The sequence below is a fragment of the Alcaligenes nematophilus genome (genome assembly GCF_026344155.1).
Taxonomy (GTDB): Bacteria; Pseudomonadota; Gammaproteobacteria; order Burkholderiales; family Burkholderiaceae_B; genus Alcaligenes; species Alcaligenes phenolicus.
Window position 1 is genome coordinate 471,742 of the sequence record NZ_JAPKMZ010000004.1, and the last position, 25,530, is coordinate 497,271.

Sequence of the window (25,530 nt, forward strand, 5' to 3'; positions counted from 1 at the left end):
AGCGCACAGTAAGAGACAAACTCGGTAACCTATCCGAATTTCACCGTTACATTCCCTCTGGCAGGCAGGGGGAGCCTGACACATTTCGTCTAACTTGGCCCCCTATGGGCCGCTTCGGACATCAGCACCTATGCGGATACTCGACCAGTTCTTCATCAGTGCAGACCAGATGGCTCCCTTTTTGGTTGGCAGCTATAACAGTGGTCTGGTCATCCTGTCGCTACTGGTTGCCATCTTCTCCTCGGGCATGGCCTTGCAAACGGCCCATATTGCTCGCATGGCTGATTTGCGCATACACCGCCAGATTGCCATCTGTACGGGTGCCATCGCCCTGGGCGGTGGCATCTGGACCATGCACTTTATTGGCATGTTGGCGTTTGAACTTTGCACCAGCGTCCATTACGACCCGGCCATCACCATGTTGTCGGTTCTGCCCAGCGTAGGGGCATCCTGGGTCGCCCTGCAAATTCTCTCGCAAGCCCGTGTACAACGCTCGCACCTGATTGTGGGCGGTATTTTGGTAGGTTTGGGTATAGGCACCATGCATTACAGTGGCATGGCTGCCATGCGTATGGCGCCGGTGCTGCGCTATGAACCCATCACCTTCTTCCTGTCGATTGTGCTGGCCGTGGTACTGGCCACGCTGGCCTTGTGGATACGTTTTCGCCTGCATCGCACCCGCCTGACCTTGCTGCAACGCGTGGTCATCAGCGGCATTGTGCTGGGCCTGGCCATTTCCGGCATGCACTATACCGGCATGGCGGCCGCCCGCTTTATAGGCCAGACCACACCGCCCGATGACATGATCATCTTCAACAGCACCTTTGCCTCCATGGTGCTGTCCACCTTCACCATTACGGTGACGGTACTGGTGACCGCGGCCAACGGCCTGCTGCGCTACCGCCAGTTGTTCTTGAAGATGGAAGAAAGCGAATCGCATAACCGGGCCATTGTGGATACCGCGATTGACGGCATTATTACCATCAACAGCCACGGCACCATTCTGGACTTCAACCATTCAGCCGAACGCCTGTTTGGCTGGAAGGCTGGCGAGGTGCTGGGGCGCAATGTGAACATGCTGATGCCCGAGCCGGACCGCTCGCGCCACGACAGCTATCTGTCCAACTATTTACGCACCAACGACCCAAAAATTATTGGCGTAGGCCGGGATGTCACCGGTTTGCGCAAGGATGGCAGCTTGATGCCGATGCGCCTGGCCGTGGGCAAGGTACGCCAGCCGGGTGACCCGCTGTTTGTCGGTTTTGTCACTGACATGAGCCGCTACAAGGCACTGACCGAATCCCTGCGTCAAAGTGCGGAAAAAGCCGAGCAGGCAGCCCAGGCCAAGACGGCTTTTCTGGCCAATATGAGCCATGAAATCCGTACCCCACTCAACGCGATTATTGGCTTTAGCGACTTGATGCTGAATGATCAGATCAATGCGCAGCAAAACAAGCACCTTGCCATCATCAACCAGTCCGCCCACTCCTTGCTGGCCTTGCTGAACGACATTCTGGATACCACCAAGCTGGAACGCGGCTCGGTCGAGCTGGAGCAAGTGGATTTTTCGCTGATTGAATTGTGCAATCAGGTCGTGGCCTCCTTGCGTTTGGCAGCGGATGCCAAGAACCTGGAGTTCCGTCTGAACCATGCGCCCGAGCTGCATCAGTTTTACAAGGGCGACCCGATGCGGATTCAGCAGGTGCTGAACAACCTGATCGGCAATGCCATCAAGTTCACCCAAAGCGGAGCGGTGCATGTGGATGTCAATCCCGAACCAGGGCGCAATACCGTCTCCATCCGCGTCACGGACACCGGCATTGGCATGACTCCTGAGCAGTTACGCCATGTGTTCACCCCCTTTACACAGGCCGATGTATCCATCAGCCGCCGTTTTGGCGGTACCGGCCTGGGCGTATCCATTGCCCGCCAGTTGGTGGATCTGATGGGCGGCACGCTGAAGGTTGAAAGTACCCTGGGTGTGGGCAGCGTCTTTGAAGTCCGTATTCCCCTGGAACCGGGCAAAGAACCCAGCCTGAGCCCGGACGATCAGACCGTGCCCCGCCTGCCGCCGCTGCGCATTCTGGTGGCCGATGACATCAGCCTGAATCAGGAACTGCTGACCTTGGCCCTGGAGCAGCACGGACATTCCGTGACAGCGGCCGACAACGGTCACAAAGTGCTGGAGCTGCTGTCCAAAGAAGATTTTGATGTGGCCTTGCTGGATGTGCACATGCCCGAGATGGACGGTCTGGAAACCGCCCGCCGGTGGCGCGAACAGGAACGCCGCGAAGCGCGTCTGCCTTTGCCACTGATTGCGCTGACTGCCAGTGTCATGGAGTCCGACCGTCATGCGGCCCAGGAGGCTGGCATGAATGGTTTTGCCACCAAACCGCTGGATCTGCCTTCTTTGCTGCAGGAGATTGCCATGGTGATGGGTCTGCCCCCCACTGGCCCCCTGGAGCACAGCGTCGAACCACAAGAGAGCAGCCTGATCGATTGGGAGTTGGGCCTGAACCTGTGGGGTTCCCAGGTCCGTCTGCGCCGCGCTCTGCTGAGCTTTCTGTCTGACCTGCATACCCGCTACCCACTCGATGAAATCAAGCAGGCATCCCCGAACTGGGAAATTGTGCTGGGCAGCCTGCATGGCATTCGCGGCACCGCCGGCAATCTGGGCCTGCCCCAGGTGTCTGCCCTCAGCGCCGAGCTGGAAGAAAAAATTCGTCGTGGTCAAACTCGCCAGATGCGTCGCCGTATTGAACAGTTGCAGGAAATGTTCAACCGCATCGCTCAAGAACTTAGCCACAACGGCCCACCGACTCCTTATTCAGACCCTCAACACGTGGTGGTGCATACCCCAGACGTTGCCTTGAACCATCTCCACATTCTGCATAGCAGCGTCTTGCTCAACGAGCTGGACGAACCTGCCTTGCAAGTGGTCTGTCAGTATCTGGAAAGCACAGGGCAAACCGATACCCTGAATGATCTTAATAAAACCATCGACGTGTTCGACTTTGCTCAAGCCAGCCTGATCCTGTCCAAGCTGATCAAAGACCTGAATGCGAGCTTGGCCAAGGATCCGCCACGCCATGAATGAATTTACCTCACCGCGCCCCACCCTCTTGCTCATCGATGACGAGCCCGCCAATCTGCAGATTCTGCGCCATACGCTGCAACAGGATTTCCGGCTGCTCTTTGCAAAAGATGGCATCAAGGCGCTGGAGCTGGCACAACGGGATCTACCGGACCTGATCTTGCTGGACATCATGATGCCGCAAATGTCGGGTTACGAAGTCTGTCGGGCCTTGAAGGCGGACCTTAAAACCCGCCACATCCCCGTTGTTTTTGTAACCGCGCTCTCGCAGCCGCAGGATGAGCAAATGGGGCTGGACATGGGGGCGGTGGACTACATCTCCAAACCCTTTAACCCGGCAATTCTGAAGGCACGCATACGCAACCATCTGTCCTTGGTACAAATGCAGGAACTGCGCGACAGCCGCCTGCAGATTATCCGTTGCCTGGGGACAGCGGCCGAATACAAGGACAACGAAGTTGGCCGCCACGTCATCCGCATGAGCCACTACACGCGTATTCTGGCCCATTGGCTGGGTTACTCCAGCGAAGCGGCCGACGAACTGCTGCACGCCGCGCCCATGCACGATATTGGCAAAATCGGCATCCCGGATTCCATCCTGCAAAAACCCGGCAAGCTAACACCCGAAGAATGGGAAATCATGCGTACGCACACCTTGATTGGCGCCCGCATTATTGGCCAGCACTCGCATGGTTTGTTAAAACTGGCACGCACGATCGCGCTGTATCACCATGAAAAATGGGATGGCAGTGGCTATCCCTATGGTTTAAAAGGCGAGAATATCCCCCTGCCCGCCCGCATCGTGGCGGTGGCCGATGTGTTTGATGCCTTGGCCAGTGAGCGGCCCTATAAGAAAGCCTGGAGTGTAGAGCGCTGCATCAACTATCTGCGCGAACAATCCGGCCAGCACTTTGACCCGCAACTGATCGCCCTGCTGGACAAATGCCTGCCTGAAATGCTGCATATCAAAGAAAAATGGGCCGACGATCCCCAACTGATGGCAAAGACTTGAACCGATTGGCCCGATAAGCAGCAGGTGGGCCAGGTCCCGCGCTCCTCAGCCCTGCGGGCTTGTCTTACAATGACGGCTTTACTATCTATCCCCGCTTCTACATGGCCGCTTTGCGTATTCGCCAAGTCCGACTTCATAAAAAACTGTCTCTGCGCAAGCTGGCCGAGCTTGCCCAAGTCTCCCCCGGCCTGATCAGCCAGGTGGAACGCGGTTTGACCCAACCCAGTCTGGATACCCTGCGCCAAATTGCACGTGCGCTGGATACGCCCTTGTTTTCCCTGCTGGATGACAATGTGGAGCAAGTGGCGGTGGTGCGCCAGAACGAGCGCATGAGCATTCAATCCGCTTCGGGCGTGCAGTACCAGCGGGTGTCACCGGGCTTTGGCAGTATTGAAATGCTGGCGGGCTTCTTGCCGCCGGGAGGAAGCTCAGTCGGGCAACGCTGGAGCCACCCTGCCGAGGAATGTGTGCTGGTGACCGAAGGCCAGCTGCTGGTCGATGTAGGGGATGATCAGCACTGTCTGCAAACGGGCGATAGCTGTTATTTCAACTCCAGCCTGCCCCATGCCTACCGCAATCCTTACGACACGGATGTGCGCTTTATTGTGGCGATCACCCCACCCAGCTATTAAGCACGAGCAGCACTAGGCGGCGCTGTGCAACTGGGCCTGGATCAGATCCAGCTCGGTTTCATGGCAACGCTGCAAACGTAGCCAGCGGTTTTCATCCATGTCTGCACCGCGTGTCGCCAGCATGATCAAAATGCAGGAATTCTGATCCAGCGGCTGCACCATGGCGCTGATGCGCGGGGTACGTTGCGTGGCGCTACCTACCCAATAGCGAATCAGCCCTTGCTCGGCCAGAATCTCCACGCTGACATGGGTTTGGCCACCATCAAACAAGGACGTCCCCACCACCAGGCCAGGCTCCACCGTTTCGGTGTCAAAGCAGCCCAGAGACCAGCGTCCCAGCGCATCCAGATCTGCCATATAGTCCATCACGACCTTGGCGGATCGTTCGATACGACGGCTGGCCTGATGAGCCCAGGTTTGGCTATCCATATCCCCTCCTCCTTTACCAGCCGGTTTGCAAGGTGTCGCACAAGCGCAGTACATCCTGCTCGGTGCAGACATTACCGGGCGACAGACGCAATACGCCATCACGCTGATCGCAATAGAGTTCCTGCTCACGCAGCTGATCCACCATAGCCTGAGCGCGCTGGGCACTGCTGGCGCGCAACATGATGCTGCCGCCGCGCTCGTTCTCGGCCAATGGGGTCAGCACGGGCCAATTGGCTTTGGCCGCACGATCCAGCAAGACCGCCGTCAATGCCCGGTTTTGCTCCAGCAGTTTTTCCACGCCGGTTTCCAGCACGAAACGCATGCCAGGCAGGGACGCAATACTTCCCAAAATAGCCGGTGTGCCGTGGTCGAAACGACGCGCGCCGTCAGCATAGCTGAACTGGTCCAGATTCCAGTTAAAGGGGTTTTCCTGGCTGAACCAGCCGCGAAACTCCGGCTCGCACTGCTCGATCAAATCTGCACGCACATGCAAGAGGCTGGCACCGGACACGCCGCATGCCCACTTCAAGGAGGCCGACAAGGTAAAGGCCACACCTTCATGCACGGTGAACGGCACCAGCCCGGCAGCTTGTGTCAAATCCAGCGCCATCAGGCTGCCGTGCTCCGTCGCACATTGCGCCATGCGATCCACATCCACCCGGTGCGAGGACGTAGAGCTGACCCAGGTCACCAGGGCCAAACCCACACTGTCATCCCAGGCATTGATGAAATCATCGTCCGTCACATAGGACAGGCCCGCACTCAAAGGTACGGTGCGCAAGGTGAAGCCCAGGCGCAAGGCCAGTTTTTGCAACAGGAAATGCAGGCTGGGAAAGCAATCGGCCGCAACCAGCAAGGTACGTCCTTTAAGCACATGCGAAGGCAAAGAACCCAGAATGCTGTAGAGGCCGCCAGTGACGTTTTCACTTAGCGCAATATCCTTGGAATCAGCACCAATCAAACGGGCCCAGGCATCCATGAAAGCCTGTTTCTGGCCCAGAGCGTACCCCCACTGGGCATCGTCCTGCGCCGACCAGACCTGGCTGAACTGATCCAGCTCGGCGCGCATGGCCGCTTCCTTGCCCTCGAACATGCCAATGGAGTGATAAAGAAAATATCCGGACATCATTTACTTCCTTGAAAATCAATCGGCCAACTGACGGCCAGAGGTTTCCTGCACCGTGCTCAAAGCCACAATCCCGATCAGCGCCACTACCATCACGTAAAAGGCAGGTGCCATGCTCGAACCGGTCAGGCCCGTCAGCCAGGACGCCACGAATGGCGCCGTCGCTCCACCCAGAATGGTGGCGATGTTAAAGCCCAGCGACACGCCGCTATAGCGCACTCGCGTAGGGAACAATTCGGCATACAAGGGGTAGCCCACGGCCTGCACTACGATGAACGGCAAAATGGACACGGCCACCGCGATCACCGCCAGCGGGAAACTGCCCCAGGAGGCGACCCACATCGTCAGCGGCACCAGCACCAGATAGCCCAGCAAGCCAATCGTCAGCAAGGGTTTGCGGCCAAAGCGATCAGACAGGCCACCGGCAAAAGGCATGATGAAAGCCGAGCACAAGGTGACCAGGGAAATCAGCCAGAACACCGCCGTGCCGTCGTATTTCAGGGTGTGAATCAAATGGGTACTCAGATAGACCACGCCCACGTAGCCTGCTGCATTCTGCGCAAATCCAATGGCAATGACTTGCAAAAGGGGACGGCGGTAATCACGCACAATCAAGGACAGGGGCGAGTGCTCGGGATGATGGCTTTTGAGCATTTCCTTAAAGCGCGGCGAATCCTCGATACGTGAACGAGCCCAGACACACAGAATGATCAGGGGAATGGACAGCAGAAAGGGAATACGCCAGCCCCAATCCAGCATGGCTTCCTTACCCACCAGCGCCGTCACCAACCCCGCGACGCCGGTGGCCAGGGACAAGCCCAAAGTGGCGGCGGCCGGGTTGAACGCGCCAAAGAAACCGCGCTTGCCGGGGGGCGAGCATTCCGCCACATAGGTAGCTGCGCCCGTAATTTCACCACCGGCAAAAAAGCCCTGCAGCAAACGACACAGCAATAGCAAGGCCGGTGCAGCCAGGCCCAGCGTGGCGTAGGTAGGCAACATGCCCATCAAGGCGCTGGCCACTCCAATGCCCACAATCGTGAACATCAAGGCAGCGGTACGGCCATGCTTGTCGCCAAACCAGCCAAAGAAAATACCGCCCAAGGGGCGTGCCAGAAAGGCGCCGCCAAACACGGCCAATGTGGACAGCAAGGCCGCGTTCTCATTGCCGGCGTGAAAAAACAGCACACTTAGCGTCACAGCCAGGACGCCGTACAGCTGAAAGTCGTAATACTCGATCATGGTGCCCAAACCCGCTGCGCTGGCAGCACGCCACGGCGATACGGGGGCCTCGTCCTGTGAGGACTGTTTCTTGCTCATGTCTCATCCATCCTGATACGCATAATGCGCCTATTCTGTTTAGTGTGGCTAAACAAATTATACGGATGAATATTTCAGCTTTCAATCACTGGGAAAACCCTAAAGGTCGGGGTCTTCGGCCCTGTCCTTGTCCATGGCTTCCTGAACCCAGCGTTGGGCCGGATGCAGACTGATGCCCTGTTGACGCAAGCGCCGCAGAATATCGAGCATAAGGTTGCTGCGCACCCGGCGCTGGACTCGCATGGTATTGATGAAACAACGGGTGCTGAACGCCACCCCATCCCCAAAAATTCCATCGCAAGACAAGATAGGGGCGGGCTCGGTCAGAATTTCCGGCTCGGACTGTACGGCCTCACGCAAAATCTGCATGACCGCATCCGCGTCCACATCCAGCGGAAACAGCAAGCGGGACTCAATCGCGCCCAAGGAGGTCGGGGTGTAAGTCAAATTACGCACCTGCCGCCCCATCATCTGGGAGTTGGGGACCATGACCATGGTGCGATCAAAGCGCTCAACATAGGTCGCCCGCAAGCGAATCTGGCGCACATTGCCTTCGCTGCCCTCTACCTCCACCCAGTCTCCCACTTTGACGGGACGCTCGACCATCAGCATCAGGCCAGAGGCAATGTTCTGCACAATGCCTCGCAAGCCAAAACCCAGACCCACCGTCAAGGCCGTAAAGATCCAGGTCACCGATTCAATCGGCACACCCAGCATGGACAGGCAGATCACCAACAGAACAAAATAGGCAACGTACCCAACCATGCCCACGATCGCATTTTGCAGGCCCGGCTCCAGCGTGGTGTTAGGCATGTAATGCTGACGCAGCCAGGTGCGCAGAAAATGAATCAGGACGGCCCCCACCAGCATCACGCCCAAGGCAATCAGCCACAAGTCCAGGCGCCACTGCACCGCTCCCAGACGCAAGGCCTCACGCGAGACATCCAGCCCCGACTCCAGCATCTGTTTGGGCTCAGTTAACCAATCCCCACTCACCATCCAGATCGCCAGAAGCAACACGCTCATCCGGGCGATAGCAAAAAACACAACGATGAACTGGCTTTGCACGCGAATCGGCGCGGCCTCTGGATCATGGCTGCGGTTACGCAAATAGGTCAGCAAGGAATCCGCAATGTCCTGCAGCCACACCATACAAACGTAGGCCAGCAGCCCCAGGATCAAGGGCATGGTGATGAAATGCGACATCAAGTCATCCGACAGGCCTTGCCAGCCGCCGATGAACAAGCCCAACACCAGGATGTAAACAAGGACGCCGCCTTTAAAGGCCAGACGAGCCCAACTGCGTCCCGTTCGGCTCGCCCCCTGCCCCGCGACATCAGTACGATTGAACAGCTCGTCTCGCAGAACCCACAAACCATAGCCATACAGGATCAAATACAGCAGGCTGCTCACACCATCAGCCATGGACTGAAATGCATCCGATAAACCTATCGATCCCCGAAAAAAACTGCTTGTGATGTCCGCATACACCAGCAGGAAAAAAGCGGGTGCAAAGTAACGCAGCCTATGCTGAGTCTGAGTGGAAACGGGAATCAAACGCCAGGAAGCCCGAGGCTGAACCACCATACTCTTGAGGCAAGCCAGCGCCACTGCCGCAGCCCAAGCTCCTACTTTCAAATAAGCCAGAAGCTCAAACTGGGTGGGAGAAAGGCCTGGCCGTTGAAACACCAGTTCAACCAGCTGGTCCACTACCACCCAGGTAGCGATAAACCACAGGAAGAAATTAGCAATGATCAGACTGGAGCGACGCAAGCGTCCGGCTGGCAGATAACGGCTTACCCATAGGGGCATGACGCGGAACAAAGCCAGCATCACAAGCAGAACCGCCGCCGCCATCCACAATGAGGCGCTGCTTTGCTGCCAACTGCTATTGCTCCATGTTCCTCGCCACTGCTGGGCAAAGTCAGATAGTTTGGAACGGTCAGCGGGCCAGGCCTGTGCAAGTTCGGGCAAACTTTCCAGCAGGACCAAAGAGGCATTGCGTCGCCAACGCTTCGCTTTCTCATAGCGCACCGTCGCCTCTCGCAGCAACTGACGGGCTTGTTGCGCCTCCACCTGCACCAGACGCGCTACGCGCAGATCAGCCCGCAAGGCAGCATCGGCACGGCGCAATTGCATGCGTTCGTTATGAACGATGAGCTGCTCGGCCTCATCGCCCGAATCTTCGCCCAGCTCCTGCAAACGTGCCTTCAACAGGCGGCTGCGCCGCTCCAGAGACTGCACCACCCGTCCGGACAGCTCCTGCGTTCGCACCAGCTTTTGATCTTCCTCGTAGCTGCGCTCGGGCCGTATCGATACCTGGTTGCCTTCCAGGCGGTACTGCATCAGGCGGATTTCATCCTGGGCCTGCTGCAGCTCTCGAATCATCTCACGCTCTTGCTCTACCTCGGACAAGGCTTGTGCCTGTGCCTGTGGCCAGGCCCCCAGCAGAGCCAGAAACAAGAGCAAGACCTGCACACCTAGTCGTAGCGTCTTCATGGCTGTTGTCTCCCTGGGGCCTGCCTGTTGTTTTTATCGAGGTTCAATCATTCAGCAAGGGGTTGCCGCTTTCATTCTGGCTGGCGACCGGTGTATTGGGCAACACCGTCATGGTCTGAGTATGGTGCAACGCCAGACCTTCCTTGCGTAATTCATCCAGAATATCGAACATCAGGACACTGCGTACCCGGCTGCCAATGCGAGGCGAGCTTACATAGCAGGTCGCCGTGAACTGCAAGCCGTTGGCATCAAAGCCATCCAGCGTCACATCCGGCGCCGGGTCGGCCAGCACGTCGCTGTAGTTCTGCATCACATCCAGCATGATAGAACGTACCCGTTTAGCGTCTGTGTCGATAGGCATATTGATCTTGACCTTCACTACCCCCAAGGGATTGCTCAAGGTCACATTACGCACGGTTTTGGTGATGAATTCGGAGTTCGGCACGATCAAGGTGGAGCGGTCGAACATTTCAATTTCCGTCGCACGGGCATTGATCTTGCGTACATTGCCCTCTACCCCGTTCAGGCTGACCCAGTCCCCAATTTTGATGGGACGTTCGGCCAACAAAATCAGCCCCGATACAAAGTTCTGCACCACCGCTTGCAAGCCAAAACCGATACCCACCGACAAGGCTGAAATCACCCAGGCCATGCGCTCCAGACCGATTCCGAGAGACGAAATCGCCGTAGCCACCACAATAAAGTAGCCCACATAGCTGAACAGATTAGCAGTAGACACTCGCATACCCGGATCGATACGCGTGGCGGGTAAAAGCTGGTTGGCAACCCAGCGCTGCAAGGCTTTAACAAACAAAATGCCCAGCACCAGAATCAGCACGGCCAGCAGGACCGAGCTGGGTTTTAACTGAACCTGACCTAAAGAAAAACCTTTAACCAAAAAGCCCAGACGGCGCTGCAACCACTGCGTGGGGTCTTCCCCAAAAGGCAGCAAGACCAGGGTAATCGCCGTAATAATCAGGCATAAACGCAAGGCTCCGGACAGCACGATCACGATCTGGCTGCTGCCACGCAATTGCGTACTGGTCCATTCATTAGCGGCGCGCTTCTCTTTAAATTGCAGCAAGAGGCTTTGACCGATATCCGCAATCAGCGCGACCAGGACATAGCAGGTGCAAATCACCAGACTCAGCCACAATACCTCTTGCACAATCAGACTGCTCAAGGCGATGTAACCCAGCAAGAAGGCAATCATCCCCAGCCCAATGACCACACCCAGGGTGATAGGAATGGCGCGTAACCAGGTCGCCCCCTGCTGAACCGGAGCCGTTTTCTGCGGGTCCTCGCCGCCCTCTGGAACGGGGGTCTTGTCCCGTCCCTGGCTCAAGTTCCAGGCTGCAATGGCAATAAAGATGCTCAGTGTCAGCGTGTTAAAACTGTTGACCAGCAAGGTAGTGCTGAGCGTGGCATTGATCAGGCCCAGCAACTGCTGCGACATCCAGGTCAAGGCCACCATGATGCCCAGAGCAATAGGCAACCATGCCAGCTTCAAAGCCACATTGCTGGGAATGGGAGGCAAGCGCCAGCTAGGACGCTGCGCCGACAAAAGCACACGGCCCATCCCGGTCACAAAGCCACCCAGATACAAGGCGAATACGGACTTGGACACAAAGCTGGACAGATCCGGAGCCAGATTGCCGTTCCAGTAAAACAACCCTGCCGCCACCGATGCCAACAAACCGGGCGTCAGGCTGTAAAGCACAATCAAAGCCGTCGCATAAAAAGAGCGTCGCAAGCGCGAGGGCTTGGTGTGGTTGATGGTAAAACGCTCCAGCCCCCGTACCGCCCAGACCGACAAAGCCAGCAAGACCAGAGCCAAGGCTCCTGCCGACCACAGCACATAAGCGGGCAAATCTGTTACCCGCTGGGCCAGATCCTTGCGCATGCGCTCGACCCTGGCCAGATCACCGGGCAAATCGCGCGACACATTGCGCCAGAAGCGTGGTGTCAACACGGACTGCGACTGCCGACCCAATTCCGCTTGGAAAATTACGCGGCGCTGCTTGGACACCTGATCCAGGCCTTGCGTTGTTTCCACGCCGATCAAACGGGCCAGCTTGATCATGCCGTCCAGCTCGGTCACTGCCTGCTGCAATTGAGCACGCTGGCGCGCAATGTCCTCGGACTCCCCCGCCGGATCATCCACAGGCCCCAACTGATTCAGACGCGCGGTCACGCTCAACAGCTCAGGCTCCAGACGCACACTCATTTCCTGAGCCTGCTCTTGCGCCAGCAGCAACTGATTGCGCAAGGCAACCAGATCGGAATCGCCCAAGCCATCATTTTTCTGCAAACGGTCTTGGACAGTTTGCAGCGTGTCACGCAATTCATTCAGGGATTCACTGGCCTGCGCAGGCGTCAATACCACCGTCTCGGCCGTCACAGGGACAGCGGTAACAGCCAGCACCACAGCCAGCAGCCATAAGGACAAAAAAGCACACAGGCGCGAACGGCGAAAAGCGTGCATCAATAAAACTCCGGCTAAACAATGAGGCCCCAAGCATGAAACCGCCAGGGCAGCAGAAAACATGCACAGAATACCGAACTATTGTGGGCTTGGCGCATGAGGTATTCACGAGAACCCTGTTTTTTTAGGCGATAAACGCCCCGAACTGCTCACTTTTCAGGTTCCGGCTCCTTTACTCCCCCTCATCCCCCCTTCTGGCTGAATGCCAAGAAGCAAAAAAAACCGGCCAGAACAGGTGCAAAACACCTACCCCGGCCGGTTGTTCTGCCTGCAGGCATCAAGCCTCAGGCCCAAGAACATGCAGGATTAACGAATCTGCTCCGCCACCATAAATCCGGACGCTCCCGCCAGACCTGGGCCTGGATGGGTGGACGCACCAATGTGGTAGACATTCTTGTACGGTGTGGCGTGGGAGCGGGCACCGTTACTGGCTGCAAAGGGGCGCATCCAGAAGAATTGGTCAGGGGAGCAGATGCCCGAGTAGGGGTCGCCGCCCACCAGATTGCAGTTGATGGATTCCAGGTCGGCTGGCGACAGCACTTTCTGACCCACGATTTGTTGACGCAAACCGGGCATGACGCCTTCCAGTTGGTCGATGATGCGCTCGGCCACGGCCTGGCCGACTTCTTCGGTCCATTTGCCGTCCTCCGGCACGTCGATCTTGCCAGCAGCATCACCGCGCAGCTTGGACGGCATGTCCTGCATCTGCATCCACAGTATCCATTTGCCTTCCGGCGCACGGCTGGGATCCAGCGAGCATGGCTGACCGATCGCCACGGTGAACTTGGCCGGGATCAGGCCGTTATTGGCCTGGGCCACGCTCATGCTGACATCTTCCAGGCTGTCGGACAGGTGCAGCAACGGTACTTTCAGCAGCTCTGGATCGCTCCAGTTAGGCATGCTGTCCAACGCCAGATGAATTTGCATGTCGCCACGGCCAAAGCGGTAGGCATTAGCTTGTTCACGTACTTGAGCGGGAGCACCCGGCAACAAACGACCATAGAGCTGTGGCGGTGTAACGTTGCACACCACATGGCTGGCTTCGTAGACTTGGCCGCCGGCACGCACGCCACGGGCTTTTTGTCCTTCCAGCACAATTTCTTCCACTTCGGTGTTCAGTTGAATACGGCCACCGGCTTTTTCAATAATGGCGCACAGAGCACGCACCAGATTCTGGCCGCCGCCTTTCACCACGGGCATGCCACCGGCGACCACAGCTGCAAAGGTCAGCTTGCCGATCAGCGCCGAGCAGGCGTCGTCAGGGCCCAGGCCCGAGTGCAAGACCCAGGGAGCCATCATGCCGCGCACACGGTCATCTTTAAGTTCACGGTCAGCCCAGCGGCGGAAGGATTCCAGGGACTCGCGTCCGTACTGGACCATGCCGTCCATGCGGCGCTTGCGCCATTGCGAGAACAGCAAACCCAACAAGCCACGGCTGTATGGCTCGGTGCCCAGCAAGCCGAAGGTCAGACCTGCATCGCGCTCGAACAACTGGCTGCACATGGCACCAAAGGCATCACCATCACCAGCTTGCAAGCCATTGATACGCTGAATGGAATCGCCCACATCGTGGCGCAGGGCCAGGCCTTTACCATCGCTGCCCACCACGCCGGTGGTGTAGCCGTTTTCCAGAAACTCCACGCCCTGGGCGGCCAGATCGTCTTTCAAACGGGCATAGGCAGCGCCGGATGTGAACAAGGGGTACCAGGACGACAGCAACTCATGGGTAAAGCCCGGAAACAGCTCCTCGGTACGGATACACCCGCCCGCACGGTCGTTACGCTCCAGCACCAGGACCTGCTTGCCCTTTTGCGCCAGCAAGGCTGCACACACCAGGGAGTTAATGCCACTGCCCACCACAATGACGGCATACGATTTTTTATTTGTTGAGTCTGTCATCCCACACCTTTTTTAAATTGCCCTGAACGGGGTCAGGGCTTGTGAACACGCCACAAGAAACAGCTGTTCACAAGCCCTGGACATCTTTTACCGCACTTTTCTATTTATGAGCCAGACGACTGCGCCTGCCAGCGTTCAAACCAGTGACGGGGCGACTTGCCCTGCTCTGGCCCGAGTACGGAAAAGCCACCATCGACGGGCAGATCAATGCCTGTCATCCAGGAAGCCGCTCCCGACACAGCAAACAGCACCACCTGGGCGACCTCTTCACCGGAGCCGACTCGCCCCAAAGGATGAACTTGTGCCCCTACCTGATTGGCCAGCTCGCGCGAACCACCGCTCATGCGCTCAACGGATGGCGACCAGGTCCAGGCGGGCGAAACTGTCAGTACGCGAATCCCCGAGGGAGCCAATTCCACGGCCAAGCTTTTTGTAAATTGCAGGATGGCCGCTTTGGAAGCCGGATACAGCGCGCGTCCGGCCACACCGAATTTGCCACCTGTACTGCCCATATTGATGATGACCCCACCCTGCCCCATATGCGGCGTGGCTTTCTGGGCCAGAATCGCGCTGGAGATCAGGTTCACATCCAGTGTCTGATGCCAAAGCTCGCGGCTGGAGGCCAGGCCTTCATCGCCATAGGAGCAGGCATTGTTCACCACAATGTCGATGCGTCCGGTTTGTGCCAATGCGGCCTGCACGCAGGCATCCAGTTGCGCATCATCACAAATATTGGCGGCCATGAACTGTGCCTTGCCCACGGCCTGCAAACGCGCCTCGGTACGCTGGCCTTCTTCCTGACTGCGACCCACGATCAGCACCCACGCACCGGCGGCACACAGAGCCAGGGCGATATCTGCCCCCAGCCCTTGCGTGGACCCGGTCACGATGGCGACCTTACCTTGTAAATTCACCTTCATGTCCTGCTGCATGCGCTTCTCCTACTGTGCTTGTGGTGCGCCGAAAACCGTCGCCCAATCCTCATCCCGAACAATATGAGCAATCAGGCTCATGCTGGCCAGGGAGGCTTCATGTGTGGCCGGTGGAGCACCGCAAGCGCTGGCCACCACCGCCACTTCATAGCCCATATCCACTGCGTGACGCACCGTGCTTTCCACCACAGAATGGGTGGCCACACCGGCTATCACCAGGCGCTCCACGCCCAAGCGACGTACAACCGGTTCCAGCGCAGAGCCAAAGAAAGCGTTGATACGCGTGTGGTGGACTTCAAACTCGTCAGGCAAGGGAGCCAGCCCGTCAAAGAACTGGGCTCCCCAGCTGCCAGTCTGCATGGCACCGATTCGTTTCACATTGTGCAGAATCGGCGCATTGCACAGCAGGTCGGCATAGTCAGGCCGATAGCCCACCCGCACATGCACAATGGGCACGCCCTGTGCGCGGGCCTGCGCCAGCAAACGGCCTGCGGCCTCGATCAAGGCCTGACGCTGGGGGCTATTGGCCTCTACTCCCACGCGGATCAGGCCATCGGCGTGCAGGACGTCGTTTTGATAATGCAGGGCCAGCAAGGCTGTGTGATGGGCTGCCGACATTAGATGTACACCTGAATAGCGCCGTGAACCGCGTCACGATCCACCAGGTTCACCTGCTTCATGCGCAGTTTCCAGCCACCGCCCTCCTGGGCCTGCAGCTTGTGAATCAGGCTGCCCACACGGTAGACCGGATCCTTGCCACGCCACTCCATGGAGTGGAAGCTGGAACGCACCACCAGATAGCCTTCCGGATCAGTGCCATCAATCATCACATTGCCCAGCACACGGCAGGATTGCGTAATTGGCTGCTGGGACCAGTTGCGGTGGTTTTCCAGACGACGGATACGCAGTTCACGCAGCAGCTTGTTTTCCCAGCACAGGGAAATGTGCTCGTAAGGGCTTTCCTGATCGTAGCTGTGAGGAATCCAGTACATGCCCTCCTCAGTCCACAGATCCAGCCATGCTTGCCAGCGACGCTCGTCCAGCAAACGAGCTTCGTGATAGATGAACTGCTCCACTTCACGGATGGCTTCCAGGCTCAGGTTCACAGGCGTGACCTGATCCACGCTGACGTCAAAATCAATATCAAACAACATAAGAATTCTCCTTGGCTCGGACAGCAGCCCGCTTAAGCCTGTGTTGCGGGGGCGATGGGCTCACCAGAAGCCGAACGCACCGTGGCTTTACCACTGTCTTCCGACTGCGCAGGCGCGTCGTACAGACTGGTAGTCATGAAATGCTTCCAGGCGCGGAACTGATTGCGCATGGGCAATTCGCTGGTGCCGTTGGTGGCGACCATACCGCCTTCGATAGGCTTGTCGGTGCCGTCATAGCGGTGCATGCTGATCCAGTCTCCGCCATTGGTCTGGTTACCTTCCTGACAGCGGCCATAGACTTCGATATCGTCCGGCATCACGTTGGACGACGGCGAGTTGATCAGGTTGGCGTACATCAGGCCGCGCTTGTAAATATCGTCCGGTGCGCCCTTCAGGCGGAACAACTGAATTTCCACGTGGGTGCGGTCCACCGCCACCGGGCGAATCACACGGAACTGCTGGAATACGGTGTGGGGCGAGCCACTGCCGTAAATAATGCTGTTGTGACGGTTCTCGCCCAGAATGTTCAAGGCTTTTTCTTCACCGTAGGCTTCTTTCAGCGTTTCGTAGTGCGCCTTGGTGATCGGGTCGGTTTCGATGGCACCTGGATTGAAAATCCCTTCCATATAGCCGTGGCCGTTATCAAAGGCATACAGGTCCAGCTTTTCCCAGAAACCGTAGGGCTCGCCGTTACCGTCCATGATGTGCAGTTCCAGCGGCATGGAGCCGTAATCTTCGGCCTGCTCGCGGGCTGCCACGTAGGACGACTCGTGCGTCACGTTGGCGTGCATGGTGTCGTGCAGGTTCTCGTAGAACACCTTCCAGTTGGAAGGCTGCCAGACTTTGAAGCTGCCACCGGCCACTTCCACTTCACCCACGGGCGAGCGATCGCACAGATTGTCGATGGAGGTGATGATGGGACCCAAAAACTCTTTCAGGTCCGGGCCGTGGGCGCTTTGACAGGCAAAAACAAAACCACGGTAGCTTTCCACACGAGCCACACGGCGCATGGAGAAGTCCGGGTGCTTGGGATCAAAACAGGTGTTTTCCAGGCCGTTTTTCATCGGAGCGGCCAGATGCTGACCGTCCAGCTTGAACGTCCAGGCGTGGTAAGGACAGCGAAAGAACTTGCCCGCGTTGCCACAGCCATCGGCCACTACTTTCGCACCCTTGTGCGGGCAACGGTTGTAGAGCACGTACACCTTCTTGTCGCTGCCGCGCACCATGATGACGTCCTGGCCGCCCAACAAGGTGGTGTGGTAATCGCCGGGATTAGGCACCTGGCTGTCGTGGCCGATGTAGATCCAGGCACGGCCATAAATGCGTTCCATCTCCAGACGGAAGATCTCGGGGTCGGTATAGACCGATTTATGTACGCTGTCTCCCCGCACCAATGCGGACAGCTGTTCGTTGCTATAGCTCATCATTACCTCCTTGCTGCCGGATGCTTGACGCACCCTCTTTATGACTTTTCCATCTTGCACTGCGGTGCAAAATGATCCTGGAACTGCTCGAATACGGTGGACACAATCTTGTTGCTCATCTGGCCCTTGTCATTCGGGGCCACTTCACGCATGTAGTAGGTCTGCACCGGATACTGGTTGTTGTTAAAGGCAAAGGCGCCGCGTACAGACTCGAACGGTGCACTGCGCAAGGCTTTACGCAGGGCTGCGCGGTCGGTAGCGGCCTTGGGGTCAGCCTTCAGTGCACCATCCAGCAACAAGGCGGCGTCGTAGCCCTGGGAGGCGTACATGGAAGGCAGGCGACCGTAGGTCTTTTCAAAATCCGCCACAAAGCGTTTGTTGACCGGGTTATCCAGATCCGGCGACCACTGGGCGGCATTCGCCATGCCCTTCATGGACTCGCCAATCGCGGCAATCGTGTCCTGATCAGCCGAGAAGCCGGGGGTATACACCGCCAGTTGCGTGGACAGGCCCGAGTTGATCAGCTGCTTGATAAAAGACACGCCCATTCCGCCAGGCAGGAAGAAAAACACGGCATCCGCACCCGAAGCTCGCATTTGTGCCAGCTCGGCGGCGTAATCCATCTGGCCGACCTTCACATACACTTCGTCGGCAATCTCGCCCTTGAACAGACGCTTGAAGCCTTCAATGGACTCGCGACCACCGGGGTAGTTGGGGGCAATCAAATAGACTTTCTTGTGCGCCTGATCGGTCACGTACTTGCCCATGGCAGCGGGAATATCCTCGTTCTGCCAGGACACGCTGAAGAAATTGGGGTGACAACGTTCGCCCGCGTAATCGGCCGGGCCGGTGTTGGCGGAAATGTAGACCGTGTCACTGTTCAAAATCGTCGGCATCACGGGCAGCAGCACATTGGAGAAAGCCATGCCGGTAATCACATCGACCTTGTCACGCTTGACCAGACGGTCCACCGCCTGGCGGCCTTCCATTGGTTTTTGCTGATCATCCAGCACCGTCAAGGCCACATCCACACCGCCGAGCTTGCCACCCGAGTGGTTCAAGCCCAGCTCGAAACCATCACGGATTTCTGCGCCAATGGCTGCACCAGGGCCAGACAAGGTGGTTAGCAGCCCCACCTTGAATACTTCCTGACTGGATGCCGGGCTACAGGCCAGGGCCAAGGCCAGCGTGCTCATACAGAACGCCACTTGTTTTTTCATGTTTGTCTCCGTCCTCTGTCTTTCAAAAAACTGGACTTTAGTTCTGCCTTGGACCACCCCCAATACGCCGGAAGCTGTGTACCACTGACGCCCGTGATTTTTGCGGCGCTTGTCCTGCAAGCCAGAAAAGACGGGCCCAAGGGACTACGTGAATACAGCAATTCCCAGTCGTATCCCAATCTGCTAAGGTGCCGGGACAGGACTACTGTTTTAGGTTTGAAATACATTAGACCGGCGCAGAATGGGCGGCTATCCAGATATGGCAAGCCTTATCCCGAACCGGCAAAAATTTGGAGACACACATCATGCAAGCGTGGTTTATGTCAGGGCTGGCCCCCTTGCAACACAGTGCGCCGCGCTTTGAATCGCGCTGCCCGGACCAGACACGCAGCGAGACGGCCGGTTTTTTAACCGAGCACCGCTTGACCTGGAATGACGGCCCGGTCGATGCTTCCCTGCGCTATGCCAGCAGCCACAGCTTTTCCTTTGTCTTGCTGAAATATGGCGCGGCGGTGCAGGTGTCGCCGGGGATTCTGGAGGATTTCCTGCTATTTCAGGTGCCTATACAGGGACGCTCCTGTATTCGGGTTGGTCGGGAGTACGTCCAGGCCAACCCCAAAATCGCCAGCGTGATCTCCCCTTCCCTGCAGGTTGAACTGGATTGGGAACAGGGCTGTGAACAGTTTTTAGTGAAGATTCCACGCCACAGGCTGGAAGAAGTGGCCCGTCAGACCTTGGGCTTGAGCCTGGATCGGCCCATTGAATTTGCCGCTGGCATGTCTCTGGATTCGCCGCACGGCTGCGCCTGGCAGCACCAGATTGGCAGCTTGCTGGCTTACGGTGGGCATTTGCCGCCCGAAATGGACCAGTGGTCGCGTCAGGCCGAGGACAATCTTTTGCTGCATCTGTTTCATACCCAGCCGGGTAACTACAGCCAGCAATTGCAGCAAAGCGTGCGCCCGGCCAGTTCACGCCGGGTACAAAGAGCGGAGGATTTCATGCGGGCCAGCCTGGACGAGGCCCTGACGCTGGAGCAGATTGCCACCGCGGCCTGCGCCAGTGTGCGCAGCCTGACCTTGGCCTTTCGCAACGAACGGGGGTTGAGCCCCATGCAGTTCTTGAAACAGATTCGTCTGGAAGCGGCCCAGCAAGCCATTCGTCATGCCGTGCCGGGTACCCAGGTCAGCGAGATTGCCTTGCGCTGCGGCTTCAACCATTTCGGCCGCTTCTGTGCAGACTACAAGTCCCGCTTCGGGCGTTCACCCTCGCAGGACTTGCGTATCGTGGATTAGTCCTTCAAGGCTTTGCCAGGAACCCACACACGGCCATCAAACAGGCGACGCGCCGTACGATAGAAAGAACCGGCCTTGGCAAACCACTGGCCGTCTTTCTTTTCCACTTCCGCGCCCACTGTCAACACACCGGAAGGCATGCCCAGACGCAGTGGACCTTGAGGGGCAACCGAGTCAGACAGACATTGCGAAGGCAGGCTGCCCGTCAAACGAGCAGCCACAGCGGTGCACAGCGAGATCGTCAAGGGCAAGGCGCGGTGCGGCTGGCCATTGGAAATCACGCGGGCAACCAGATCAATCTCTTTGGCAGGAACCACGTCGCCAGACAAAGTCGGGTTGTCCTGAGCCGGCGACACGATGCAAACAAAGGGCACGATGCGAATCTGACGTGCGGCTTCCACATCGGGAGCAATGCCCATGCGTACCGACGCCTGCACACGAATTGCGTCCAGACGCTCCAGCACTTCAGGGTGAGCTTCCAGCCAGTCGGGCAATTCCAGACCGGTCAGGCCTACATCAGCCGCGCGTACAAACACCGCTGCGTTGGCCGCGTCCACCAGCGACACCTCGATACGGCCTACGCCAGGCACATCCAGCCACTCGGTCAATTCACCGCTAGGCAGCAAGGAACCAGTAGAGGCACCACCAGGTTCCACAAAGTCCAGACGGATAGGCGAGCCCGTGCCGCCTACGCCGGGAATGGACAGATCACCGTCGTACCGGGGCTGACCATCTTCAACCGTGAAGTGGGCGTGAATGATCTTGTTGGTGTTGGTATTCAGAATGCGTACGCACGCTTCGCCATCCTCAACCTTGACCATGCCCTGCTCTACTGCGTAAGGGCCGACGGCCGAGCTCATATTGCCGCAGTTGCCACGGTAATCCACCTTCTCTTCCTTGATGGCTACTTGCGCAAAGGTATAGTCCACGTCCGCGTCCGGATGGCTGGACGGGCCGATAATACAAACCTTGGACAAGGAAGAAACACCACCGCCCATGCCGTCCAGTTGGCGACCATAAGGGTCCGGCGTACCCATGGCAGCGGAAAACAGAGGCGTCCAGTCGTCGCGCTCGGCAGGCAGGTCTGCAATATTGAGCATCAAGGCTTTGCTGGTGCCACCACGCATGAACACGGCGGGAAGGGGTTTTTGCTTCATCACGTTATTCCTGGTTCTTGGCTTGCGCCATTAAAGAAAATTGCGCCGTCTCCTCCATGGGTTCGGCGTGAGAGACCATCGATTCACTAAAAGCGCCGGGCTGGCTGCTGCGTTGCTGCTGCTGCCGCTCCAGCTGCTGTACTTTCTCTTCACTGGCATTGCCCAGATGGCGGGCCAGCAGGGCGGAGGCCTGAGCGCGTTCGCCCTTTTCCAGCAAATCCAGAATTGCCAGATGCTCCAGGCATTGGCGACGAATACGTTCCCGATCCAGGGTTTCCTGATATTCCAGCAAGCGCCGCAACTGGTTCTGGCGTGTCACGGTCTGGGCGATAAAGCGGTTACCGGACAAGGAGGCCAAGGCTTCATGGAAGGTGGCATTGGCCTGATACATTTCCGCGTGTCCGGCATGACGCCAGCCCCCGTCGGCCAAGGCCTGCTGCTGCAAACGCACCCGGCGCAAGACAGTGGAGTCAATGGCGAAGCCCGGCAGCAGCATGGCAGCGGGTTCCAGCATCTGGCGCAAGGTATAGCTTTCTTCGCAGGCCTGGGGGCCGTCAATCATGGGCAGAAAAGACCAGCCCTTGCTGGCGCGTTGCTCCATCCAGCCTTCATTGGCGGCACGAGCCAGAATGCGGCGCACACGCTCGCGCGTCAGGCCGTATCGACGCATGGCGTCGTTTTCTGACAAGGTGTCACCCCAAATGCCCGAGAGCTTGTCGCGGGCCAGTTGCAAGTAGATCTGGTCGTCCTGGCTGGTGCCCAACTCTTCTTCGATCACACCAAGCTGGTCGGCTCCTTTCAACAGATACAGGCCGCGCCGGGGCGGCTGCGCGCCCACAATGCCTTTTTCCGCCAGATAGGCCAGTGCGCCGCGTATGGGCGAGCGCGACGCACCCAGCGCTTCGGCCAGCGATTGTTCCGTCAAATGATGCCCGGCCTGCAAATGCCCTGCTCGCACGTAGTCCAGCAGGCGATGCGCCAAGGTGACATGCAAAGAATTGGATTGGCTTTTCATGCCGACATTCCTAAAAATCGAAGCGATCCTGGATCGTTTTATTGTATTATATACAAACAAAATACAATTTAATTGTTTTATCAAGGCTCCAGACGCATAATTTTATTGATTATTCTTGCTCAGGTTGGCCCCGCTTTCCTGGCTTCTTATTACGGATGAATCGTTTGCCATGTCTCAGTCTCTTGCCCTAGAAACGCTGTCCCTGAACGGACGTTCCGTACGTTACGTTCCTATCGCCGACATCCCCGGTATTGAAAAGCTGCCGTACTCGCTGCGCGTTCTGCTGGAAAACCTCTGTCGTCAAAAGGCCGTGCGTCACGCCGACGTGGATCAGGAAATTGACTCCCTGCTCCAGCGCAAGGTGGGCGACGGCATCACCTTCTACCCTGCCCGCGTCTTTGGTCAGGACATTCTGGGTTTGGTGATGCTGCTGGACATGGCCGCCTTGCGCGAAGGCGTACAAGCAGCCGGTGGCGACGCCAGCCGCGTGCGCCCTCAAGTCCCTATCGACGTGATTATTGACCACTCCCTGCAAGTGGACAGCTGGGCCAACCCCAAGGCAGCCGACATCAACCTGGCACGTGAATACCAACGTAACGGCGAGCGCTTTGCCTTCCTGCGCTGGTGTTCCAGCAACTTTGACGGCGTGAAAGTGGTGCCACCTGGCAAAGGCATCATGCACCAATTGCACATCGAGCATATTGGTCAGGTTGTATGGACCGAAGAAGGCAAGGACGTGGATCTGGTCTACCCCGACAGCTGTGTCGGGACCGACAGCCACACGCCTATGGTTAACGGCCTGGGCATTCTGGGCTGGGGTGTCGGAGGTATTGAAGCCGAAGCCGTGATGGTAGGCCTGCCCGTCGCCATCGCCCTGCCTGCCGTGGTGGGTATCGAGCTGACTGGCAAGCTCAATGACGGCGTGCTGCCTACCGACCTGGTTCTGGTCATTACGCAAAAACTGCGCGAACTGGGCGTGGTGGGCAAGTTTGTCGAATTCTTTGGCCCCAGCGTGGACGAGCTGTCCCTGGGCGACCGTGGCATGATCGCCAATATGGCACCAGAGTACGGCGCAACCGCGGTGTTCTTCCCCATCGACGACGCTGCCCTGCACTACATGCACATGACAGGCCGTCCACAAGAACAGATTGATCTGGTCGAGCAATACAGCAAGGTTCAAAAACTGTGGCGCGACCCGGCCGCTCCCGCTCCTGTTTACGACACCGTGTTGAAACTGGACCTGAGCAGCATCAAGCCTAGCCTGGCTGGCCCCAGCAATCCTGAAGATCACCTGGATCTGGACACCGCAGCCCAGTCCTTCCCCGCCCATCACCAGAAAATTGCTGGCCGTCCTTACGACCCGCAACGTGCCGTACCCGTGGAAGGCGAGGACTTTGTGCTGAATGATGGCGATGTGGTCATTGCCGCCATTACTTCCTGTACCAATACCGCTAACCCCGCCAATATGATGGCCGCCGGCCTGCTGGCCCGTAACGCCGTGGCTCGTGGTTTACGCAGCAAGCCCTGGGTCAAGACCTCGCTGGTGCCTGGCAGCCAAGTAACAGCTGACGTGTTGGAGCGCGCTCAACTGCAAGACGACCTGGACGTGCTGGGCTTTAACATTGCCGGCTTTGGTTGCACCACGTGTAACGGTGGCTCGGGCCCACTGCCTGCCAATATCGTCAACGCGATTGAATCCGAAAAGCTGATTGCCACCGCCGTACTGTCGGGCAACCGTAACTTTGAAGGCCGTATCCACGCCAACGTGCGCGCTGCTTACCTGGCATCGCCCGCCCTGGTTGTGGCCTACGCCCTGGCCGGCAACCTGAATGTAGACCTGACCCGCGACCCGCTGGGCAAGGATCAGGACGGCAAAGACGTCTACCTGAGCGACATCTGGCCCAAATCGGCAGAAGTTCAGGAAGCCATCCACGGCGCGTACGACCGCGACCTGTTCATCGAACGCTATGCCGAGCTGTACGACGGTGGCGAACCCTGGGATGCCCTGGCCCGCGAAAGCAATGGTGGCCACTACCCATGGGAAGCCGACAGCACCTACATCCGCAAACCGCCTTACTTTGACGGCTTGCAGCGCGAACCGGCTCCCGTGGCCAACCTGCGCGGCATGCGTCCGCTGGCGATTCTGGGTGACTCCATCACCACCGACCACATCTCGCCATCGGGTTCGATCAGCCTGGGTACGCCTGCTGCTGACTTCCTGCTGTCCAAGGGTGTGGAGCAAAAAGACTTCAACAACTACACCACGCGCCGTGCCAATCACGAAGTGGTCAAACGTGCGACCTTCGCCAACATCCGTCTGCGCAACAAGATTGTTCCCGGCGTGGAAGGCGGCGTCACCAAGGTGATGCCGGAAGGCGAAGTGATGCGTATTTTTGAAGCGGCCCAGACCTATCAGGAACGTCAGGTTCCCTTGCTGGTGATTGCTGGCAAGAACTACGGTTGCGGTTCTTCCCGCGACTCCGCCGCAAAAGGCCCTGCTCTGCTGGGCGTGAAGGCGGTGGTTGCCGAAGGTTTCGAGCGTATCCACCGCACCAACCTGGTCGGTATGGGTGTGCTGCCCTTGCAGTTCCAGGACGGCACCAATGCCGACACCCTGGGTCTGGACGGCACCGAAACCTTTGATGTGAAGGGCCTGGAAGAAAACCTGGGTGTGCGTTCACAAGCCGAACTGATCATCCACCGTCTGGATGGCAGCACCCAGTCCGTGCCGGTGATTGTGCGTCTGGATACGGTCGAGGACATGGAGTACTGGCGTCATGGCGGTATCCTGCCACGCGTCTGGCGCAAATACCTGGAAAACTAAGCCTTTACAGGCTTAGCTT

At 57.9% G+C, this 25,530-nt stretch carries 18 protein-coding genes; 5 read left to right on the top strand and 13 right to left on the bottom strand.

Annotated features, from left to right (window positions below; translation table 11 throughout):
- Positions 1-130 precede the first annotated feature (130 nt).
- The 3 genes from OSH04_RS13490 to OSH04_RS13500 are packed head-to-tail and all read left to right on the top strand — an operon-like array spanning position 131 to position 4,738.
- A complete protein-coding gene (locus OSH04_RS13490; protein WP_266108668.1) occupies positions 131-3,097 on the top strand; it encodes an MHYT domain-containing protein in 2,967 nt (988 codons plus the stop codon).
- On the top strand, positions 3,090-4,106 hold the full coding sequence (locus tag OSH04_RS13495) for a response regulator (protein ID WP_035268306.1): 1,017 nt from the start codon (positions 3,090-3,092) through the stop codon (positions 4,104-4,106). Before OSH04_RS13490 ends, OSH04_RS13495 begins: the two co-directional genes overlap by 8 nt.
- Before the next feature lie 59 nt (positions 4,107-4,165).
- Positions 4,166-4,738, top strand: a complete 573-nt coding sequence (locus tag OSH04_RS13500; RefSeq protein ID WP_235332425.1) for a helix-turn-helix domain-containing protein — start codon at positions 4,166-4,168, stop codon at positions 4,736-4,738.
- 12 nt (positions 4,739-4,750) lie between these two features.
- Here the strand turns inward: OSH04_RS13500 and OSH04_RS13505 are convergent, their stop codons facing one another.
- The 11 genes from OSH04_RS13505 to OSH04_RS13555 all read right to left on the bottom strand — a co-directional run bounded on the left by OSH04_RS13505 (position 4,751) and on the right by OSH04_RS13555 (position 19,223).
- Entirely contained in the window at positions 4,751-5,167 is a 417-nt protein-coding gene (locus OSH04_RS13505; protein WP_009459478.1) for a hypothetical protein, read from the bottom strand.
- Positions 5,168-5,180: 13 nt separating this feature from the next.
- Entirely contained in the window at positions 5,181-6,296 is a 1,116-nt protein-coding gene (locus OSH04_RS13510) for an aminotransferase class V-fold PLP-dependent enzyme (protein WP_266108669.1), read from the bottom strand.
- 15 nt (positions 6,297-6,311) lie between these two features.
- Complete coding sequence (locus tag OSH04_RS13515) at positions 6,312-7,610, bottom strand: MFS transporter (RefSeq protein ID WP_266108670.1); 1,299 nt, start codon at positions 7,608-7,610, stop codon at positions 6,312-6,314.
- Positions 7,611-7,709: 99 nt separating this feature from the next.
- Complete coding sequence (locus tag OSH04_RS13520; protein ID WP_226349539.1) at positions 7,710-10,109, bottom strand: mechanosensitive ion channel family protein; 2,400 nt, start codon at positions 10,107-10,109, stop codon at positions 7,710-7,712.
- Between the two features lie 43 nt (positions 10,110-10,152).
- A complete protein-coding gene (locus tag OSH04_RS13525) occupies positions 10,153-12,594 on the bottom strand; it encodes a DUF3772 domain-containing protein (RefSeq protein ID WP_266108671.1) in 2,442 nt (813 codons plus the stop codon).
- Positions 12,595-12,900: 306 nt separating this feature from the next.
- Positions 12,901-14,493: a phytoene desaturase family protein gene (locus OSH04_RS13530; protein WP_203144905.1), complete on the bottom strand. Its 1,593-nt coding sequence runs from the start codon at positions 14,491-14,493 to the stop codon at positions 12,901-12,903.
- A gap of 104 nt (positions 14,494-14,597) precedes the next feature.
- Positions 14,598-15,425 (bottom strand): SDR family oxidoreductase, encoded by an 828-nt coding sequence (locus OSH04_RS13535; protein ID WP_042488955.1) that lies wholly within the window; start codon positions 15,423-15,425, stop codon positions 14,598-14,600.
- Between the two features lie 9 nt (positions 15,426-15,434).
- Positions 15,435-16,043: a cysteine hydrolase gene (locus tag OSH04_RS13540; RefSeq protein WP_266108672.1), complete on the bottom strand. Its 609-nt coding sequence runs from the start codon at positions 16,041-16,043 to the stop codon at positions 15,435-15,437.
- Positions 16,043-16,579: an aromatic-ring-hydroxylating dioxygenase subunit beta gene (locus OSH04_RS13545; protein ID WP_035268326.1), complete on the bottom strand. Its 537-nt coding sequence runs from the start codon at positions 16,577-16,579 to the stop codon at positions 16,043-16,045. Before OSH04_RS13545 ends, OSH04_RS13540 begins: the two co-directional genes overlap by 1 nt.
- A gap of 32 nt (positions 16,580-16,611) precedes the next feature.
- Positions 16,612-18,003, bottom strand: a complete 1,392-nt coding sequence (locus OSH04_RS13550; RefSeq protein WP_035268328.1) for an aromatic ring-hydroxylating dioxygenase subunit alpha — start codon at positions 18,001-18,003, stop codon at positions 16,612-16,614.
- Between the two features lie 38 nt (positions 18,004-18,041).
- The gene (locus OSH04_RS13555; protein WP_266108673.1) at positions 18,042-19,223 is read right to left on the bottom strand and encodes an ABC transporter substrate-binding protein; all 1,182 of its coding nucleotides are present in this window, start codon (positions 19,221-19,223) and stop codon (positions 18,042-18,044) included.
- Positions 19,224-19,528: 305 nt separating this feature from the next.
- Between OSH04_RS13555 and OSH04_RS13560 the strand changes: the two genes are divergently transcribed.
- Entirely contained in the window at positions 19,529-20,515 is a 987-nt protein-coding gene (locus OSH04_RS13560; protein ID WP_026484711.1) for an AraC-like ligand-binding domain-containing protein, read from the top strand.
- On the opposite strand, the gene OSH04_RS13565 is transcribed toward OSH04_RS13560, so the two are convergent.
- Entirely contained in the window at positions 20,512-21,672 is a 1,161-nt protein-coding gene (locus OSH04_RS13565) for a 2-methylaconitate cis-trans isomerase PrpF family protein (protein WP_266108674.1), read from the bottom strand. The two genes, OSH04_RS13560 and OSH04_RS13565, sit on opposite strands and share 4 nt — an antisense overlap.
- A 4-nt stretch (positions 21,673-21,676) precedes the next feature.
- Positions 21,677-22,687: a GntR family transcriptional regulator gene (locus tag OSH04_RS13570; protein WP_083053816.1), complete on the bottom strand. Its 1,011-nt coding sequence runs from the start codon at positions 22,685-22,687 to the stop codon at positions 21,677-21,679.
- 169 nt (positions 22,688-22,856) lie between these two features.
- Here OSH04_RS13570 and acnA point away from each other — a divergent pair, with 169 nt between their 5' ends.
- Entirely contained in the window at positions 22,857-25,511 is a 2,655-nt protein-coding gene (acnA, locus tag OSH04_RS13575; RefSeq protein WP_115635035.1) for an aconitate hydratase AcnA, read from the top strand.
- The last annotated feature ends 19 nt before the right edge of the window (positions 25,512-25,530 follow it).